The 18979-nt window shown below is 51.4% G+C and carries 19 protein-coding genes, 3 pseudogenes and 1 riboswitch; of the genes and pseudogenes, 6 read left to right on the top strand and 16 right to left on the bottom strand.

What is annotated here, in order from left to right; genetic code table 11:
• Positions 1-44: 44 nt before the first annotated feature.
• From HJG54_RS18905 to HJG54_RS18885, 5 genes and pseudogenes are all read right to left on the bottom strand, one after another.
• A complete protein-coding gene (locus tag HJG54_RS18905) occupies positions 45-203 on the bottom strand; it encodes a hypothetical protein (protein ID WP_316430641.1) in 159 nt (52 codons plus the stop codon).
• A 203-nt stretch (positions 204-406) separates the two neighbouring features.
• A pseudogene (locus HJG54_RS18900) lies at positions 407-519 on the bottom strand (IS5/IS1182 family transposase); the annotation flags it as partial.
• A gap of 14 nt (positions 520-533) precedes the next feature.
• Positions 534-695: pseudogene (locus tag HJG54_RS18895) on the bottom strand (DUF5615 family PIN-like protein); the annotation flags it as partial.
• Positions 689-1027, bottom strand: a complete 339-nt coding sequence (locus tag HJG54_RS18890; RefSeq protein WP_316430640.1) for a DUF433 domain-containing protein — start codon at positions 1025-1027, stop codon at positions 689-691. The gene HJG54_RS18890 and the pseudogene HJG54_RS18895, both read right to left, overlap by 7 nt.
• 76 nt (positions 1028-1103) lie before the next feature.
• Positions 1104-1739: a DUF2268 domain-containing putative Zn-dependent protease gene (locus HJG54_RS18885; protein ID WP_316430639.1), complete on the bottom strand. Its 636-nt coding sequence runs from the start codon at positions 1737-1739 to the stop codon at positions 1104-1106.
• 622 nt (positions 1740-2361) lie between these two features.
• On the opposite strand from HJG54_RS18885, the gene ltrA reads away from it, so the two are divergent.
• Positions 2362-3585, top strand: a complete 1224-nt coding sequence (gene ltrA, locus HJG54_RS18880; protein WP_316430638.1) for a group II intron reverse transcriptase/maturase — start codon at positions 2362-2364, stop codon at positions 3583-3585.
• Positions 3586-3839: 254 nt separating this feature from the next.
• Here ltrA and HJG54_RS18875 read toward each other — a convergent pair whose 3' ends face one another.
• The 5 genes and pseudogenes from HJG54_RS18875 to HJG54_RS18855 form a co-directional block, all read right to left on the bottom strand.
• Entirely contained in the window at positions 3840-5006 is a 1167-nt protein-coding gene (locus HJG54_RS18875) for an MFS transporter (RefSeq protein WP_316430637.1), read from the bottom strand.
• 16 nt (positions 5007-5022) lie between these two features.
• Positions 5023-5751, bottom strand: coding sequence for a DUF190 domain-containing protein (locus tag HJG54_RS18870; protein WP_316430636.1), 729 nt, complete (start codon positions 5749-5751; stop codon positions 5023-5025).
• An 18-nt stretch (positions 5752-5769) separates the two neighbouring features.
• A pseudogene (gene crcB, locus HJG54_RS35505) lies at positions 5770-6147 on the bottom strand (fluoride efflux transporter CrcB).
• Positions 6140-6454 carry a fluoride efflux transporter FluC gene (locus HJG54_RS18860; protein WP_316430633.1) on the bottom strand — a complete coding sequence of 105 codons (315 nt, stop codon included), beginning with the start codon at positions 6452-6454 and terminating at the stop codon, positions 6140-6142. The pseudogene crcB and the gene HJG54_RS18860 overlap by 8 nt, the downstream one beginning before the upstream one ends.
• Before the next feature lie 33 nt (positions 6455-6487).
• Positions 6488-8128 carry a cation:proton antiporter gene (locus tag HJG54_RS18855; protein WP_316430632.1) on the bottom strand — a complete coding sequence of 547 codons (1641 nt, stop codon included), beginning with the start codon at positions 8126-8128 and terminating at the stop codon, positions 6488-6490.
• A gap of 98 nt (positions 8129-8226) precedes the next feature.
• Positions 8227-8310: riboswitch (Fluoride riboswitch) on the bottom strand.
• 618 nt (positions 8311-8928) lie between these two features.
• Here HJG54_RS18855 and HJG54_RS18850 point away from each other — a divergent pair.
• A complete protein-coding gene (locus tag HJG54_RS18850) occupies positions 8929-9831 on the top strand; it encodes an integron integrase (RefSeq protein ID WP_316430630.1) in 903 nt (300 codons plus the stop codon).
• Between the two features lie 400 nt (positions 9832-10231).
• Positions 10232-10444, top strand: coding sequence for a hypothetical protein (locus tag HJG54_RS18845; RefSeq protein WP_316430628.1), 213 nt, complete (start codon positions 10232-10234; stop codon positions 10442-10444).
• A gap of 19 nt (positions 10445-10463) precedes the next feature.
• Here HJG54_RS18845 and HJG54_RS18840 read toward each other — a convergent pair whose 3' ends face one another.
• Together HJG54_RS18840 and HJG54_RS18835 are read right to left on the bottom strand one after the other, a co-directional pair.
• Positions 10464-10643 (bottom strand): hypothetical protein, encoded by a 180-nt coding sequence (locus tag HJG54_RS18840; RefSeq protein WP_316430627.1) that lies wholly within the window; start codon positions 10641-10643, stop codon positions 10464-10466.
• A 156-nt stretch (positions 10644-10799) separates the two neighbouring features.
• The gene (locus tag HJG54_RS18835; RefSeq protein WP_316430626.1) at positions 10800-12341 is read right to left on the bottom strand and encodes an ABC transporter permease subunit; all 1542 of its coding nucleotides are present in this window, start codon (positions 12339-12341) and stop codon (positions 10800-10802) included.
• Between the two features lie 269 nt (positions 12342-12610).
• Here HJG54_RS18835 and HJG54_RS18830 point away from each other — a divergent pair, with 269 nt between their 5' ends.
• Positions 12611-13408: an amino acid ABC transporter ATP-binding protein gene (locus tag HJG54_RS18830; protein ID WP_316430625.1), complete on the top strand. Its 798-nt coding sequence runs from the start codon at positions 12611-12613 to the stop codon at positions 13406-13408.
• Between the two features lie 429 nt (positions 13409-13837).
• On the opposite strand, the gene HJG54_RS18825 is transcribed toward HJG54_RS18830, so the two are convergent.
• Positions 13838-16075: a glycoside hydrolase gene (locus HJG54_RS18825; RefSeq protein ID WP_316430622.1), complete on the bottom strand. Its 2238-nt coding sequence runs from the start codon at positions 16073-16075 to the stop codon at positions 13838-13840.
• 230 nt (positions 16076-16305) lie between these two features.
• Positions 16306-16536, bottom strand: coding sequence for a NifU family protein (locus HJG54_RS18820; protein ID WP_035997475.1), 231 nt, complete (start codon positions 16534-16536; stop codon positions 16306-16308).
• Between the two features lie 193 nt (positions 16537-16729).
• On the opposite strand from HJG54_RS18820, the gene HJG54_RS18815 reads away from it, so the two are divergent.
• Both HJG54_RS18815 and HJG54_RS18810 read left to right on the top strand, forming a co-directional pair.
• Positions 16730-17083, top strand: a complete 354-nt coding sequence (locus HJG54_RS18815; protein ID WP_316430621.1) for a papain fold toxin domain-containing protein — start codon at positions 16730-16732, stop codon at positions 17081-17083.
• Positions 17084-17098: 15 nt separating this feature from the next.
• Positions 17099-17440 carry a hypothetical protein gene (locus tag HJG54_RS18810; protein WP_316430619.1) on the top strand — a complete coding sequence of 114 codons (342 nt, stop codon included), beginning with the start codon at positions 17099-17101 and terminating at the stop codon, positions 17438-17440.
• 9 nt (positions 17441-17449) lie between these two features.
• On the opposite strand, the gene HJG54_RS18805 is transcribed toward HJG54_RS18810, so the two are convergent.
• On the bottom strand, positions 17450-18031 hold the full coding sequence (locus HJG54_RS18805) for a Uma2 family endonuclease (protein WP_316430618.1): 582 nt from the start codon (positions 18029-18031) through the stop codon (positions 17450-17452).
• A 159-nt stretch (positions 18032-18190) separates the two neighbouring features.
• On the bottom strand, positions 18191-18838 hold the full coding sequence (locus HJG54_RS18800; RefSeq protein ID WP_316430617.1) for a DUF3386 domain-containing protein: 648 nt from the start codon (positions 18836-18838) through the stop codon (positions 18191-18193).
• Positions 18839-18979: the final 141 nt, after the last annotated feature.

Genomic DNA, 18979 nt, shown 5'->3' with positions numbered 1-18979 from the left:
GTTTAACAACGTTAGGGGTATGAATCAATGATGGCAGGTGTATCCTAGTCAAAGGCGCTAGCAATTAAGGATGCGGCTTGAGTTTCCTGCTCAAAAGCTTGGCGCGTGAGTTGTGTAGCCTGTTCCAACGCACCTCTTAACCTTGCAACCGCTGCTTCGACTAAATCCATTGCTTGTTGATGGAGCGATTGAATCTGGCTCATTGGAATACGCTTCTTCAGGATTTTGCTTTGCACTGATAATGGAGATCGGTCGGCTGAACTCTACTACAATGATATACACTGGCAAGCCCTGTGCATCGGATGCACGAATTTGTTCGGTTTTCTGCTTGATTCTGGCATTAATTTGACCTCGATTGCCTTTACGAATCCAGATACTTCTAGGCGTGCCATTCGCTCAAATGGCAGTCAGCTTCGATGCGGACCCACTCGTGCAACTGGTTATGAATGGAATCCAGGTTCCGTCCAATCGCCAGTTGCGGAAGTAGGTGTACACCGTCTGCCAGGCTGGGAAATCACCACATCATGGGTAAGGAGAATACGCCCTTCTTGTGCTGCCCACTTTAGGATGGTTGGATCATCTTTACCTATTAGTCCAACATCCTGCACTCGAACTATGTCACGTGTCGGGTTACGGCGGAACAAGCCCCGAACGATTGTATTATCAAAGTTCTCGTCAGCAAGAAACTTCAACATTCTCCCTGCTCAGCTTTGCGCGCAAGGAGGCGATCACGCAACCCCTGCGGGTCAAATCGCGCTTGATTCATTTCTCGAATCTCTTGCGATTGCTGCCGTCGTTGTTGCAAGTAAGTTTCTACTTCCGTCTGGTGTTTGAGATAAAAGGCAATTGTGGCATAAACGTCAGCTAACTTCAGCGATGGATAGCGGTAGACAATTTCTTCAGCCGTTGCCCCTTGGTGAAAAGCGGCAACCACCGTATCCAGAGTCACACGGGTTTGTCCGACGAGAATTACCCCATCCGCATTTGCCTTAAGAGGAGCGGGTTCAGCCACAACTTCTAAAGTCATAAGCACCAGTAAGCTCATTGCTTCGATGGTAGCAGGTTTACCTCAAAATCTGAGCGAGCTTGATTGCACGCTGCAATTAAGCCAGACTTCGGAAATGTTCAGCAGGTTCATCATATAGTCTCGATGCTTTTCTACCCTGCTTACTGATATATCTGCTCACTAGCTCAAAACCCAATGTGTAACCTGCATAAAGGGGTATCTCATCACTCTGACCCAAAAACCACTCAGCATGACCGTAGTTCACATCCGAAAAACTTGGAATTGCTTTGGCAAGTAAATCAGAGATTGCTGTCTCTTCAAGCGCAGAGGCATAGAAAGGAATGGTGCCGGGTCGCAGTTCGGCCTCAAAGTGACAAGCCAATCCTTCAGTAACCAGTGCTTCAAGCAGAGTACTGCCATATCCAACAGTCTGCCACCGCTTACTGTGGTGCAACTCATGCCCTAAAGTGGTAAAGAACTCATTTTCTAAACTATTAGCAAAGTTGGGGTTATCTGGGTCAGCACTTATCACAATCAGATGTCCAGAAGGCGAATAACCACCTATACCGAATTCTGAAATAACAGCCTCAGGACTGAGCTGAAAAACAACATCGACCTCTGAAACAGGCAAGACTTCAAAGATACGTTGCGCTGACGAAGCAAAGGCAGATTTAATTTGCTTTTGATAAGGCGTGAACTTTCCGTGAGCGTTGAGAATATGTAACTCAATCATAGCTAGTGATATTTGAATTGCACCAACGTGAATCAGCTGAATTTGATGCGGTCTAACGGCAAAGATAAGCGGCGACAAGAAAGCTAGAGACGAAGTACAAAAGCTTTACTCGCTGCTTCATCGTTTTGTGTACGCCCAGCATGGGCGTGATCTAACGGGGTGAAAGTCCCCTGTGGTGGAACCAGCGTCCAAATGAACCCCAAAGTTCCGAGTGACGATACCCACTAGCTTAAGGCAAGGGCATTCCCGGGAAGAAGTGTCTGGAGGAAGCCAGCGGCAAACCGACGAGCCGACCTACAGAAACGTCATAGAAGGCTAAGACCCCTGGGTGAGTTGGCACAATACAACGAAACCCTCGGTTCAAGGGGCATAGTAAATGACGCGGCAGCGGCGGGACAGATCACGTTCTTATCTGGGGAGGTCTGCCTAACAGCAGTTTGAGAAGCTAGGGGAGTCGGACTGAGGGCTATCCGGAAACGGATAGAGCACCCACCGAACCCTACGGCAACTCAAACGGCACAGCGAGTAGCAATGCTTGATGGCAAGTTAGGCAGAAGTCAGCAGACGCCATAGTAGTCCCTCTGGGATGAAGGGACAAACATGAACGAACTAAGGAGGAGCCATGAACAACTCAAGCCCATGGATGAACCCGGAGGGGGGAGATGGGGTTTGGCGTGCTGACAGAGCGCCAGCCTTAGACAACCTGATGGCGCGAATCTTAGAGCGCGACAATGGGCAACGGGCATGGGTAAGGGTGAAGTCCAACCAGGGTGCTCCTGGCAGTGACGGGATGAGCCTAGAGGAATTCCCATCCTATGGGCGCGAACATGGGCATGAGATTCGCCAATCCCTGATGGAGGGCAGCTATCAACCTTGTCCGGTGCGGCGAGTGGTGATCCCCAAGCCGAAAGGCAAGGGAGAGCGCAAGTTGGGTGTGCCTTGTGTCGTAGACCGGGTGATCCAGCAAGCCATTCTGCAAGTGCTGACGCCCCTCTTTGACCCTGGATTTTCCGAGTCAAGCTATGGGTGCCGACCCAAACGGTCTGCTCATGGAGCGATCCGGCAGGTGAAAACCTTTGTGAAGGCGGGGTATCGGTATGCGGTGGATCTGGATCTGGAGAAATTCTTTGATACGGTCAACCAGGATGTCTTGATGTCTCGCATTGCCCGCAAAGTGACTGATAGAGTGCTGTTGCGGTTAATCGGTCGTTACCTGCGAGCCGGGGTTTTGGTCGCAAGCACAGTAGAACCGACCGAATGGGGGACCCCGCAAGGGTCACCCTTATCTCCGTTATTGTCCAATCTCCTGTTGGATGACCTCGACAAAGAGCTTGAAGCAAGAGGGCATCGCTTTGTCCGCTACATGGATGACCTGGTGATCCTGGTCAAAAGTCGGCGGGCAGGACGACGGGTGATGGCGAAGATTAGCCATTACCTGACCCAAAAGCTGAAGCTCAAGGTCAATCGTGAGAAGAGTCGGGGGGGCAAGATCGAAGACCTCGAATACCTGGGGTTTACCTTCCGGGGCATTCGGATTTTTGCATCCCACCAAGCCCTGCAAGACTTCAAACACCGGCTCAAGGGGTTAACTTCCCGCAGTTGGGGAGTCTCGATGGCAGAACGAATCGAACGGTTGAACCGATACTTGCGAGGCTGGATGAACTACTTTGGCATTTCCCGACATTACAGCCCCATTGAGGAGTTAGACGGTTGGTTGAGACGGCGGACTCAGATGTGTTACTGGAAGCAGACTTCGGCGAGCGCTCAGTCGAGCCGTGGCGTAGACCCAGAACCCGCATCACCAACTTGCTCAAACTGGGGACAACAAAGCGTCAGGCGATTTTGACAGGTATCAGTCGTAAAGGCTATTGGCGCTTGTCAAAGACGTTAGTAACGCATACGGGAATGAAAAATGAGTGGTTTAGCAACAGGGATTGCTATCAATTCGGACTCTTTGGATGAACGTTCAAGGATATGGTTAAGACCTTCAGTGTTGTCTGCGCATCTTCATGAACCGCCTGTTGCGGACCCGCATGGCAGGTGGTGTGGGAGGGAAGGGTTAAACGCCCTTCTCGACCCGATTAGCCTTTGAGACGGGAACTATGGTTCTCTGCGCACCTGACGACTCACCCAAATGAGCGCAGGAATGGCAGCTAACTGGAGCGCCATAGAAACAAGAATTAGTGCGCCCCTAGAGTAGTCGTACAGCATACCCATCAAGGCACTACCGATAAACCAGGCCAGACCATAGCCCGTGTTGAAAATCCCGAAGGCAGAGCCCCGCCGCTGAGCCGGGACAATGCCAGCCACAACGGCTTTCATGATGGACTCCTGGGCACCCATACCGATGCCCCACAGTACCATCCCAACAATCGCCCACGAAAAACTGCCGCTAAAGACCAGGGGAGCAAAACCCAGGGACAGCGCTACAGCAACTATCAGGCTCCAGAGGCCAACTCGGTCAAACCAGCGGCCGAAGACTAGGGCCGCGATCGCATCCACGCCCATTGCCAGCGCATAAAGCAGTGCAATCTGACTAGTAGACTCAACTCCCGTTTGCTGGAGGTGAAAGGCAATCAGCGGAAAGTCGGCAAATCCAGCCGCAATCAGAGCGATCGCCCCTAAATAGAACCAGAATAGGCGAGGTAGCCCTGTTGTATCCAGGTCAGCGGTCACAGGTTCAAAGTCTCTGGGATTTGGGTAGATACGCTGAACGACTAAAAGTACTACCAATCCAAGAATGGCAGGGATGACCAGGATGGCAAAGCCCCCTCGGTAGCCTAACTGCCACGACAGCATCGTTGCGACCATCAATGGTCCCGCTACCGCCCCAATTTGATCCATCGCTTCATGCAGACCAAAGCCAAAACCGCGACCCACTTGCATCGCCCCGTGAGACAGCAAAACATCGCGGGGTGGGGTGCGAATGGCTTTACCTGTGCGCTCAGCAATCATCAGCCCTGCTGCCGCCTGCCAGGTGCCCGTAAGTGCCAGTAAAGGCACGACAGCGGTGTTGATAGCATAGCCCAATGTAGTGATGCGCCAATATTGGCGGGTGCGATCGCTCAAAAAACCAATCGCAATCCGCAACCCATAACCGATCAATTCCCCAAATCCGGCCACCAGACCAACAACCGCGCCACTTGCGCCCAAGCTGCCGAGATAGGCTCCGGTGATGCTGCGGGCTCCCTCATAGGTGGCATCCGCGCAAAGGCTGACAACTCCAAGAAAAATAACAAACCATAGCGCCGATTTTTTATTACTCATCGTATTTTTTACTAGATTAATTGGACGAATTCACAGGCGCATGGTGAACCACTCGCACCGGGTCGCGCACTACAATGCCACCCACCACCATCTCTTGAACCAGGGGAAGAAACTGCTCAATTTTTTCGGTGCGATCGATCATGCTCACCATCATCGGCAAGTCTGAAGACAGCTCGATAATGCCGAGAAACTTAATCCGCTCCTGGTTGTGTTTGCCGTATCCGGTCATACCCCGTAGCACCGTTGCGCCAATCATTCCCTGGCGACGTGCTTCTTCGACCAGGGCCAGATGCACAGGTTTACCTCGCCATTGGTCTGACTCGCCAACATAAATGGTTAACCGTTCGTAGTCCGTCATGGGGTCCTCCAAATCGGATAAAGGGTCAGCATCATGCAGCGGAAAATCAGGCTGGTCATTAACGACTGGGGTGTGGTGTACCACCGTTACTCGCTCCGTAAAGGCCAGCCCATCCTGCACCAGGTTTTGAATGTGGGGAATATACCGGGTGATCGCCTCTGGTCGGTCAATTGCTGTCAGCACCACAATCATTTGCTTCGCCAGTTCTGGCATCCAGTCCACGCCGATATAGCGATGGCGCTGACTATAGCCCACTGCCGCCCGAGCGACGGTCATACCAACGATATTGGACTGCTGTGCCGCCTCCATCAGGGCACGATATAACAGTTTGCCGTTGGCGCGATCGCCCTCAGTCACGTAAATTGTCAACTGTTCTGTATTGCTCATTTGGTTCTCCTACAAACGCTAGAGGTGCTGGGCCAGGGCAATACCGATTTCAACGGCTAAAAAACCCCCGATCGGGCTGCCCAACCCATATAGCAGCGCCCGTTTATAGTTACCAAGCTTCACAAGGTTTGAGAAATCCAGCGCATAGGTTGAAAAGGTGGTGTAAGCACCCAAAAAACCGACTGTGGCAAATCCGTTTAGCTATTGATCAGCAGTCATTTCTTGCAAGACCGTTGCCAAGAACCCTATGCCAAAAGCACCAGAAAGATTAATCAATAACGTGCCAAAGGGAAAATCCCCATCCAACTTTTGAGCACAGATAAGGGTCAGATAATAACGGTTCAATGCTCCAGGAATTGCACCTAATGCAATCCATACCGGGAGAAAACTATCCATCGCTTGACCAATCCTGATCAAGTCTCTTGAGCACCCACTCTGCAAGAGTAATGCCCAGTTGCAGACTGATGATCCCCGGCAAGACACTGCCTGTCCAGTAAATCAGGTCTGCTTGTAAATCCCTTTGAGATAAAAGTTTGGCGCTATCGAGTTCATAACTTGAAAAGTTTATAACTAAAGTGCCGTAGGGCATGGCGGTACCCAGCAGATGTCCGATCCCCAGTCCCAGGTAGTAACGCCAGAGAGCACCTGCGATCGCACCTAATGAAATTGCCACCACCGTTCGCACGACAGGTTGTTTAAGCACGATGAAAAACTCCAGTTTTTTGCAAATGGTTGGCTAATGAATTGGGGACGATGCTAACTCCGCTTCCACAACCACAACGGGCATGGCACTGCTTTCCAGCACGGCTTGAGACACTGAACCCACCAATACCTCATCCAGGGGACGATGACCGCGTTTGCCGATCACAATTTCCGCCACGCCATAATCCTGAGCCGTGCGAACAATCTCTTCTGGCACTGGGCCACTGGCGGTGACAAACCGATACCGAATATCTGCCAGAATGCGTCTAGCCTGGTGGCGCAGCCGCTCAACCCCCACCGGGTCATCCATCCGAATCACATGAAGCACAACCACCTCGGCATCGCTACGACGGGCTAACTCCGCCGCTTTGGTCAACACTTGAGCCGCCAGAGGAGAGGTATCAACAGCCGCCAGCAAGACAATCCGTCGAGACACCGAAACCTTCGTCGGGTCAACCTCGCCCCGCTGTAGCAGCTTTGGCGCAAAGGTAGGAATTGCCCACGCTCCCAAGGGTGCTGTTACCAGAATTGAGAGGGCTGCTAAGGCAAGAATAGTTTCGCCCCCTGCTATACCTTGGGCTAAAGGAATGGCGCCGATCGCCGCCTGCACCGTTGCCTTGGCCGAATTTCCTGGTAGCAGGAATAACCGCTCTTGCCAGGTCCAGTTACTACCCAGGGTTGAAAGATACCAGCCGAGCGATCGCCCAATCAACGTGCCAATGGCCAATACGACTAAACCAATCAGCAATGTATTCCCCAGCACATTAAGCTGAATACTCGCACCCAGGAGCACAAAGAGGATAATTTCAGCAATCACCCACAAACTATCAAAGCCACCCCGCAGCCGTCGCGCTAACGGAGCATCCATCTCAATCAAAAAAAAGCCCGTCGTCATCACAGCCAGATAGCCCGAGAACACGGGAAAATCTTCCGCCAGAACCACCAGCAAAAGAGCAAAGCCAGCGGCAACCAGAGCATCCTGAATGGCATTCTGCGTCCAGTTTTGCTTTGCCAGCAATGAGACCAAAAGACGAGCCGCAAACCAGCCCAGCACAACTCCTAACCCAATTTGCAGAATGATTTGAAACGGCAATAACTGCACCGGACTTAGCGTTAACCCTCCGGGTAGGGTTATTCCCGCTGCCGCACTTTGGGACAAAAACGCCAGCAGCAAACTAAAGACCAGCAGCAGCAACACATCCGACAGCGCACTGCCGGTTAAGATGGCATCGGGAATCCCCTTCTTCACCCCCCATCCTAGACTTTTTAGGCGCAACATCCCAGGCACAATGACAGCGGGAGATTCCGCACCAATGATGCAGCCCAATAAAAGCCCCGTAGCAAAGTCAAACTGAAGCAGCCACATTGAGGCAAATGCAATGGCGATCGCTTCACAGGCTGCCGGCAAAAAGCCCAATCGCAATGCTACAGTCCCTTGCTGAGCCAGTTTCTCCCGATCAAGCCCTAACCCAGCCTTCATTAAGATGACCATGACGGCGATGACTCGTAGCGAATCTGCCGCTTCCAAAACCTCTGGCGCAATCATACTGCCCATATAGGGGCCAAGCACAATGCCGACCAACACCATCCCTACCAACGCAGGAACTCGCGTTCGTCGAGCAATTTGCCCCATGAAAAAGCCCATCAATAAAATCCAGATAATGCTCTCTAACATAGCGTCACGTTGTAGTTGAGTCGGTTAATCAACGTGACTTGTAGCGCAAGATTTGCTTCAGTCCATACAGATACGGCCCTACCTTTCCGCTACAAGTCGGAACAGTAGGAGCCATCAGCCAATACGTTGCGATTATGCTCAAACGCTAGGCGGTTTCGGCGAGCCCCATCGCCATCTTTTATTTCTTATACCATCCCTGTGCCAATGAAGGGAAGAAGCTAATATCTATTCTGCTGGGTATGGAGAGGTCTAACGGTGCTGTTCAGCGGTTGCAAACTGACTTTGCCACTCCACGAACCAGAACCAGCAATCCGTTGCAACAGCGTTGTTAGCTGGAGCACGCACCAACGGGCTTGGCTAACTCTGACTTTGCCACTCCCAACCTATCCCAAAACTACCGTCCTCACCTACCGGACTCTGGGTGCTTTGCGACACCACAGACTCCCTCATACTACGGTCTCAACCTGCCCACTGCACGGCGCTTTGCTTCTTGACGATGTGACTTTGTGAACGAGTGGAATGACTGTTTGCGGGGCCAGCTAACTATTATGTAGGCGGACAACATCCACCTATTATCCTGTGGAAGCGAAATAGACGGACTTCGTCCAACCATATTTCCCCTGGAGCAATATAGGCGGACAGCTATCCACCTATCCACCTCAATTCAGTATTTGGGCGGATGCTTGTCCGCATATTAACCCTAGTATCTATTTGGGTCGATAAACTTCAGCAATGCTTCAGATGCCTCCCTTTTCCCCTTAGTGGCTGTATTAAAAGATACTAACAATCCCACCTCTACCATGCAGCCGCCTCGAAAACTCCTCGACCAAGTCCGGGGTGCCATTCGGCTCAAACACTACTCTTACCGCACTGAGCAAACCTACGTTCACTGGATTCGCCGTTTCCTATTGTTTCACAATAAACGTCATCCTCGGGACATGGCAGTCCCTGAAATCGAAGCCTTCCTGACCCATCTGGCCGTCCATGAGCAGGTTGCTGCCTCCACCCAAAACCAGGCACTTAGTGCGTTGCTCTTCCTCTACCGCCATGTCTTGCACCAAGCATTGGCTGCGGTGGACGCAATCCGAGCTAAGCCTTCGCGCTACCTGCCCACAGTGCTGACGGTTGCAGAAGTGATGGCTATCTTGGAGCAGATGACGGGAGTGCATCGACTGGTATTGCAATTGCTCTATGGCAGCGGTTTGCGGCTGCGCGAGGGACTGACGCTGCGGGTTAAAGACTTGGACTTTGCTCAACGGCAGATTGGGATTCGGGACACCAAGGGGCAGGAAAGCCGAGTCACCATGCTGCCGCTTTGCCTGGTCGAACCCTTGCGCCATCAGCTAGAGCACGCCAGAAGATTGCATCCGCAAGACCTGGAGGCAGGCTATGGCTCAGTTTATCTTCCCTTTGCGCTGGAGCGTAAATATCCTCACGCCGATCGGCAATGGATCTGGCAGTCTGTCTTTCCAGCAGAGCGGCGCTCAATTGATCCTCGGCGCGGCGCGGTGCGTCGGCATCATCTGGACGAGAGCGGACTGCAAAAGGCGTTCAAACGGGCTGTTCCTGCTGCACAAGTTGAAAAGCGAGTTAGTTGCCACACCTTCCGTCACAGTTTTGCGACCCATTTGCTGGAAGATGGCTACGATATCCGCACGGTGCAGGAATTGCTGGGGCACAGAGCATGTAATTTTGAGTTTTGAGTTTTGAGTGTTGAGTGTTGAGTTGGTAGATGGCATCTGTGCAGCGGTGGGTTGAGCTGAGCGAGTGGTTTTACTGCAAGCAACGTTCACGCATTGTGAACAATTACGGCCACACACTTGTGTTTTACTACGCTTTAGTTTATGCTTTGCGATACTAGTTTTTCTCGGACCCGAAGAGGGCTAGTGGGCCGCTCAAGGCAGGCGATTCGGGCGCTGATCCAAGGTGCTACCAACACGCAAGGATCAGCTCACCTGACTTCCTGAGTCCGCAGGAAGCAAGGCTGTGTTGATTGTACTGTGCAGCGGTACCGTCTAGGCAGCCTCGTTTGATGCGTCCTGTAGTCAGGCATGGGCCTTGAGCGATTTCTTGAGCGAAATCAAACAAACGAGGCTAAACCCAATGAATACTGAATGCAACGAATCGTTGACCGTGATCGATCACACTTACGGAGACGATAGAGCACAGATCTGGATTATCGGTACTCGCGACCAGGTGATTCATCAGATGAACGAGTTCTATGTCCGCAACCTGGTGCCGGACCGAGCCAGGTTCACCCCGATTATTCCGGCTCCCTTTGCCAAGGGCAAATACATGACCGTGCTGGAACGCTAATCGCTGCGGGTGATAGAAATTAGGAGCGGGGAGCCGTCTCTGCTCCTACTCTATCGAGGGCGGCAGCCAAATCAGCTAAGATCAGCACAGGTGTAGCTTGGTGCGATGCCTGAATAGATAGCACTTCAACAGCCACATCACCCAGATTACCCAGCTTCACCAATTCGGTTTTGAGCAACGCTGGATCGGTGTTATTCACTCTAAGATTCGCAAAATAATTCCCTGGAATGGCAGCCTTTTCCAATCACCTCGTTGTCCTGCCGACTGGTTCAGCGACAGTTGCGAACTGAATAAACGGGCTGCTTGCGGTGTTCTCTAATGCATACTCAGATTGAGTACTGAATCGATCCATCCCCTAAGCTGCCCCCGAATAGACTCCACCTGGTTCTGTTGGGGCCACAGATTGACGCCGCTTGGTTGGATTCATCTGTCGTTCTAAATAGCTGAAAACCTGCGAAGAAAGTAGTGTCAGAGCCAGGTAAATCAAAGCGACTAAGGCATAGAGTTCAAACGGACGATAGTTGGCCGCCACGATGAGCTGTCCTTGTCGGAACAATTCTTCAAACCCAATTACAGCTACGAGACTTGTGTCTTTCAGAAGCGAGATAAACACATTTCCAAGCGGTGGCAGCATGCGACGAATTGCTTGCGGAAAAATGACATAGCGCATTGTTTGAGTTTCACCCAATCCCAACGAATGTGCGGCTTCGGTTTGTCCAATATCAATAGATTGAATTCCACCGCGAACGATCTCAGCTACATAGGCGGCACAGTTGAGACTTAAGGCGGCGACAGCTGCCACAAAGCGATTCAGCGAAAATTCGACCCCAAGCTGCTGCATGATGGCAGGAATGCCGAAGTAAACCATAAAGATCTGCACCAGTAACGGCGTGCCGCGAAAGAACTCAATATAAGCCCTCGCCGCCCAGCGCAGCAGAGGTACTTTTGACAACCGAGCAATGCCCAATAGCGAACCGCCAATCAGCCCCAAAACTGCCGACAATGCTGTTAATTGCAATGTAATCAACGCACCCCACATTAATAGCGGTAGCGCACTTTGAATGACGCTCAGTGACTCAACTCGATTGGCCGTAGTCTGCTCAATTCCCGGTGCAGTAGCCGGAAGCTCGGGTGGTTCCGCATTAAACCATTTCTGGTATAGCTGCCTGTAGGTACCGTTCTCCAGGATGGTCGTGAATCCGCGATTAATTAGCTCTAGGTTCGGTGAATTTAGCGGTGTAGGAATCCCGTAAAACTCCTCGGTCAGCAATTGACTATTCACTCGAATTCCTGCTAAATTGCCGGTTTTGATGGCGTATAGCATCACGGGCGCATCGTTCACAGCAGCATCGACGTTACCATTCTGTAGCTCCTGCAAAGTTAAAACCGCGGCATTAAAGGTGCGCACTTCGGCATCCGGAATTGCTGCAACAGCTTTAGCGCCAGTCGTGCCAATTTGGACTGCAACTCGTTTGCCTCGCAGGTCGTCTAGCGAATCTATATCCGAAGCATTTTCAGGCGTTGCAATTGCCAAACCTGCCTTGAAATAGGGCCTTGAGAACGAAACGGCTTTAGCCCGCTCTGGCGTAATCGTCATTGCCCCCACTGCTGCATCAACTGTGCCCGCTTGCAGAGCCGGAATCATGCCGTCGAACGCAATGCTCTGAAATTCGACCTGAAAATCTGCGGCTTCGCCAATCGCCCGAATAATATCAATATCAAATCCCTGGAGATCCCCATTCGGGGCTTTGAATTCAAACGGAGCGTAAACTGGCTCAACCGCTACCGTCAATGTTCTTGGCTGCGCTCTCGCTACACTGCAAAAAATCAGCAATAGGCAGCTAACGCTCAGCAGGAACGCTCGCAAAAAACCGGCTTTTCTCAGCAGTTTACTCATATTATTCATATGGACTTTAAAAATAAACTTGATGCAAAGTTCTAGTCCGCATTGGGACTACACTTTAGGCCGCAATCATTGTCAGATTGCTAGATACTGCCAGTCACTACCAGACACTGATTTGATTTTGATTGATCTAATTTGATTGATCTATCAGTGAAAGAAATCTACCTCCAGGCTGGTCTAGTTCTCTATACAGAAGTAGAGATACATAAGGCATAATGTTTTGTATAAATAAGCAAATAATCTGCTGAAATGGCTAGTAAATTATGGCGAGTCAACCTATCGTCCGCTTTGAGCAGGTCGAGAAACGCTTTGGTCCGCTAAAAGTGCTCAAAGGTATCACAGGTCAAGTCAATCAGGGAGAGGTATTAGCGGTAATTGGCTCGTCGGGCTGTGGCAAAAGCACATTGCTACGATGCCTGAATCGCTTAGAAGCGATTGATCGCGGCCAAATTGTGATTGACGGTATGGATCTATCTCGTCTAGATTTGAGCCAGCGCCAGTTACGCCAGCTTCGCTCTAATGTGGGTATGGTATTCCAACAGTTCAATCTGTTTCCACACCTGACTGTATTGGACAACTTAATGCTAGCGCCTAAGAAAGTATTAGCACTCTCACCAACCGAAAGCAGGGATCGAGCATACTACTATTTGGAACAAGTCGGATTAATTGAAAAGGCCAAAGCTTATCCCGATCAGCTTTCGGGCGGCCAAAAACAACGGGTTGCCATTGCTCGTGCCCTCTGTATGCAGCCCAAAGTCATGTTGTTTGACGAGCCAACGAGCGCCCTTGACCCAGAACTGGTCGGTGAAGTGCTTGAAGTGATGCAGCAGCTAGCTGAAAATGGGATGACAATGGTTGTCGTTACCCATGAAATTCAGTTTGCTCGCGAAGTTGCCAATCGCGTCATGTTTCTGGATCAGGGTTATGTGGTGGAGGCAGGACCAGCTCGGGAGGTGCTGGCGAATCCTCAAAGTGAGCGACTGGGGCTATTTCTCAATCGAATCAGACAAGGCCAAGCCAACCAACCGCAATTGTCAGTGTCTTTCAACAGCAACCCATAAGCTACCGTGTACACCGATCTCGATCGCGACTCAATGTAAGGGTTTGATCCCCCTAAATCCCCCTTATCAAGGGGGACTTCAATCCTGGTTGGTAGGTGCTGCGCCCAGGCTTCGCCTACGGTTCCCCCTTTTGTAAGGGGGGCTAGGGGGGATCTCAACAGGATTTGCGATCTACTAAGTCTAAGTACAGGACAAAAGCTTGAGAAATAGTGCAGGAAGAGGGTTTTATGAGAATTACCACCTGTTTCGGGTCAAAACCGTGAATTTGGTTGAACTAGCCACGGCGTTTGTCGGCAAGACAAAACCCGAATCCAACTACAAATGCTTGCAGCGTTTCTGAAGTGACTTTAAGTGATACTGCACCATTATCAAGTTGGTGGTTGCCCTGATAGAGATTTCTTGACCTGGACAATACATCTACGAATATATCTACGGTACATTCACCGGAATCAGTGCTTTTTCGGGCAGGTAATCAATATAACGACCCTCGTCGGCCAAAATGAGCACCAGCCGTAGCGACCAGTCTGGCTCAACGAGCTGCAAATCTGCCCACGGAACGGCCAACTCCAGGCAGGAATCCAGCGCCACCTGCGCCCGACTGAGGCGAGAATGCCACTGGTACATTTCGGTTGCCTCCTGAAACCAGTGAGACTGGGTAAGCAAATTAATTCCTAAATGATGGTGAAACAGGTAATCAAGCGGCGATTCTTCGGGTAGTTCGGCAATTGGGGCAGGGCTGAGCGGCATCGGGTGGTCTGGATAGAACCAGAGCAGGTGCAGTTCTGAGGGAAAATCGACGCCCGGTTTGGCTCCGGTTTTGAAGTCGAGCCGCAGATAGAAATTCAGATGGTCTACGCCATACCAGAGTCGCTGAATCGGGCTGCTGCGATGCATCGTGCCTTTGGCTCCTCCTATTTCGATGCGTCCGGCTTGGTTCCAGTCTTGCTCGTCGCCCTGCCCGTCTATTACCGGATGGATAAAGTTCTGGGGCGAACGATCGCCATCGCCGAAATGGGGTTCTACGGCTTGCCGCAGTTCCGGCGGAATCGGTTCGTTCAGGGCCTGATACAAACTGGCGAGATGCTCTCGAAACAGCTGATCAAACATGGCATCCTGATTCGAGGAATGGCCTTCGCCAAACCACCAGAACCAGTCGGAGCCTTCGGCAGCGTAGAGGGCTTCCCAGGCGTCTGGGTTGGTTTCTTCGGTGGCTTCCGGATGGCGGGCTAGAACCTGACGGGCCTGAGTCAGCAAATCCCAGGCGCGATTTTTGGCCGGATCGCCGATCCAGGTGGTAAAGCTGCCATCCACCCACGAGCCGCTGTGCAGATCGTTTGCTCGTAACGTTTCGGTGGGTGGAAAACGATCCAGAAACTCGCTGACGGTGACTAGTTGGAGCATCGGATGCTCGCTTAAAATCTGGTACAAGTTCTCCAGAAACGGTTTGCCGTCTTGCTCGTAGAACTCCCAGCAGTTTTCGCCATCCAGGGCAATCGTCACCAGCCAGGGATGCTCCAGAGCCGTACCGCTTGGTACTGACTGACGAGATTTGAGCGTGCGGGCAATCGCTTCTAGCTGGCCGACTAGATCGGTGGCGGCGCGGCGTGGCTCCATGGCGCTGTAGCTAAAGCCAATCAGATCTGAGAGGCGGTGATCGCGAAACACGATCGACAGATTACCCTGGGCAGTCTCTAAACGATAGGGCCGATAGAGCAACTCTGGTTCCTGCACGGTTCCGGTGGCATCGCGGTGGAAAAACTGATCGATTGTCCAGCCCAGCACCGCTTCGTCCGAACAGAGCCACTCAAATCCGGCAGCCGCTACATCCGGTAAAATCGCCGGACTGACTGACTGTTCCGAGGGCCACAGTCCTCGCGGTTCGCAGCCAAACCGTTCGCGATACACCTGCTTGGCTTTACTGAGGTGGCGAGGAATATCTTCAGGCCATTGAAAGCGCAGTTCGGGCAGTTTCATCTGCGGTACGGCAATGCGCCCAGTATTGGTATCCGCCAGCAGCGGCAAAATTGGATGGGTGTAGGGCGTGGTAGTGACTTCGATTTGCCCAGTCTCCTGCATCTGCCGGTGTTGGGGGATGATTCGGCTGATAATTTCCCGCTGTTTCGAGTAGATGCGCTGCCGATCGCTGAGGGTAAAGCCGCGTCCCCGCTCTAACCACTCCGCAATCTCAGCCTCGTCCCAGAACAGCGGATCGATCCAGGCCAAGTTGTGCCACGCCATCAGGTCGCTGTAATCTTGCGGTTGCCAATGGTTCAGACACCAGGCTTCTCCTTTTTCCTGACGTTGGCTATACAGTTCGGCATAGCGGGGATGGGGATCAATCAAGGTGCGGTGGTGGGCGTCAAAAAAATGCTCTAGCACAAACTGCCGCTGTTCCCAACTCAGGCTCTCGGTAGGCAGCAGTGCGACAGACAAGTAGGGGTCAAAGGCTGTCCCGGCTACATAGTCTTCCAACTGCAAAATCAGCGAAGGTACCAAATTCACGGTTTGATGCAGCTTCGGGTAGCGTTCGAGCAGCAGCACCAAGTCGAGGTAATCTTTGGTGCCATGTAGCCGCACCCAGGGTAGGTGGTATTGATTGTCCAGACGGCTTTTGTAGAGTGGCTGATGCTGGTGCCAGATGAACGCGACGTAGAGCGGGTAGGGCATAGGGGGGTGAGGGGTAGGGGGTGGGGGGTAGGGGGTAGGGGGTAGGGAGAAATTGGGGTAGATCTGGTTGGGGAGGGTGGTTGTATCTGGATATTTAGTCAGCTATAAAAGCAAACAGGGAAAACCAAGTGGCTTTCCCTAGACTGTTTCGAGCAAATTAATTATGGTTTATCCAAAACAAAAGTAGGCCCGCAATTAATCGAGCCTGGATGCTAGACCTGGATGCTAGATTAGGCGACTTGCTCTACTTCTACGATTTCGGGAATGAATTCCCGCAGGCGGCGCTCGATGCCCATCTTCAGAGTCATGGTGGAACTGGGGCAGGAACCGCAAGCCCCTTGCAGCCGCAGCTTGACGATGGGGCCATCAATTTCCACAAGCTCGACATTGCCGCCATCTGACATCAGATAAGGACGCAGTTCGTCCAGCACTTTTTCGACGTTATCGGTCGTCAATTCCATTGTTTGCATAGTTCACCTTGCGGAAAATCGCGTATTTCTATTCTAAAAGATGAAGTTTCTTCTCTAGCAGCATTCCTCTTATTCAGGCAACAGAACCGCAGTTAGGAAGCGCAGCAGTACTGGGTTTGCTGTAAGTGTCGGTTGCCATAGTAGAGTAGGGCAAGATTCATCAGCGGTGTAGGATGTTGCCAGTGTGAGCCAGCGATCCGAAGCAGAAGTTTGGCATGAGCTTGGCGCAATTATGGCAGGCTTTTCAGTGCTTGAATGCGACAAATGTGTGCTTGCAGCTACACAATGGCTCGCTAGTCAAGGAATCGAGTTCAAAATTCTGCAACTCAAAACCAAGCGACGAAGTGAATTGTTTATCGCTAGCGACCGCTATAGCCCCAGTGAGTCAATTACAGAGAATGGAACTCATTATGGAGTCGAAGTGTTCGGGCGAGTATTTGATAACCTATCAGCAGAAGGGCTGACTAGAGAAGAGTGGTTACAGGATTTTCACTGTCCTAGCCAGCAATTCATTTTGACTGAGTTAGATTCTCTGTAAAGCTAAGCATTGACTATGGGCGGATTGCTGAACACGTTAGAGAAAATTCGAGCGAAGCCTGCCATATATCTGGGCAGAGCAGCCGTTAGCGATTTATTCATGTTTTTAGTTGGCTATGAGTTTGCCCGCAGCGAAATGGGGCTAGAACTGACCGAACAAGAACAACGCTTTTATGATGAGTTTCAGCCTTGGCTACAGCAGAAACTAGGCATTCGCTCAATGGCATCGTGGGCTAAGCTGATCATGCTGTCTTGCCCAGATGAGAAAACAGGATTTGAGTACTTTTTCCAACTCTTTGATGAGTTCTGGCAGCACTCCGCCCCCCCTCGCCCTAAATCATCAACCCCGATTGCATAGGTATTTCAGCTATGCTCCGGCATTCAATACCTGCTCAGCCGTCAGGTCAGGAAATTGCAGCGAAACAATCTGCTCACTCCCTCGAAACGTACCAAATCTAGAAACGCCAGTTTGCGCGGCCAGAACCATAATCGTTTGCTGAACCGGATTGATCAACCAATATTCCGGCACGCCCAGTTCCTGATACTGTTCGCGTTTGCGCTTGTAGTCACGCCGCTCGTTCGCGTTACCCGGACTCACCACTTCAGCAATTAAAACAGGCGGTGGCATTTCGCAGGTAATGGTGAGACGCTTTTGGGTGAGCGCTAAGTGTTCCTGACGCAAAATCACCAAATCGGGGAAGCGGGTGCGTGGATCTCCCTCCTGCAACACAGGCACTTCGACCTCGCCACTATGGGGATAAATTAGATTAAAGGGAATGCCAGCATTGACCAACAGCAAAAACAAATAGTTGGCAATTGCAATATTGGGTTGGGCTTCAGGCGGCAACTCTTTTAACGCTCCATCCACATATTCAAACTGTCCGTCTGGCAGGCTGCCTGGTTCTAAGCGGAGATACTCTTCAAATGTGAGCTTAAGCGCTTGGGTCATGGCGCAGCATTATCCTTACCTTGACGAGTCGATGCAGATGGCTTCAGCTTAACGTACTCAGCATTTGACCGAGTGCTGTAATGCAGGGAGCTGTCGGCAAGCTGGAGAACAATATTGGCTCGCTTCGGCTCCCTAGGGTGCTATGGCCAGAAGCAGACCCTACACCAAGGCAGGCTGCAACAGTTTAATATTCGAGAAGCTAAACTCTGAAACGACTGGCTGGCCGTCTTCAATCGAACGAATCGTGCGGCTCGACAGAATTTGGTAATCGCCAACTTTTTCGTAATTATCTTCGTAATCTTGTTCGCCTTTTAGTTCGCCGGTTTTGGGATCACGATAGACCGAATGATATCGATGAGATAGATAACCTTCGCCGGTTTGGTGGCTGCTGTGGGTGTCAATCGTCACGACAATGCCGTGAATATGGCGATGCACCATACAAACTTCATTGTTGCGCACCTTGTAGCGGTCGCCCTCGGACTTACCGCCAACCAGAATTTCTGCCGCACCTGTGGCATCGGTTTCGCCAAAAGCAAAGGTATTTTTGCCATGGGTGTCTTCAAAGCTGCGCCGAATCCGGTGAATTGCCACTTCCTGAAGCTGCCCCTGAATCGCTTGCTTAGCTTGCTCGTCTGCCACATCGATGACTTCGGCACTCAAGTTTGAGTTGACCTTGACTTTGCCCCTATACACCTGATCGCCTACCTTGAGCTGCACATCGGCGGTATAGCCAGGAAAATTCTTGTCCCAGGTATAGCGATTTTCGTAAGCAGACTGCATCAATTGCCGTGCGTCTTGTTCCATCATGCAAATTTTCTCCCAAACGCCTTTTCTAGTTTAGCGGCGAGAAGGAAAGAGCGGGCAAGCATAGAGAGCCAGAAGCCACCTACAGCCTCTTATTCAGAAACTATCCAAAAAGCCAGACCCTCTCTCCTCCTTTGTGTCCTC

The sequence above is a fragment of the Leptolyngbya sp. NK1-12 genome (assembly GCF_032598965.1).
Lineage (GTDB): Bacteria > Cyanobacteriota > Cyanobacteriia > Elainellales > Elainellaceae > Elainella.
Note: the sequence above shows the minus strand (reverse complement) of the source record. Positions and strands in the feature narration are given on the sequence as shown.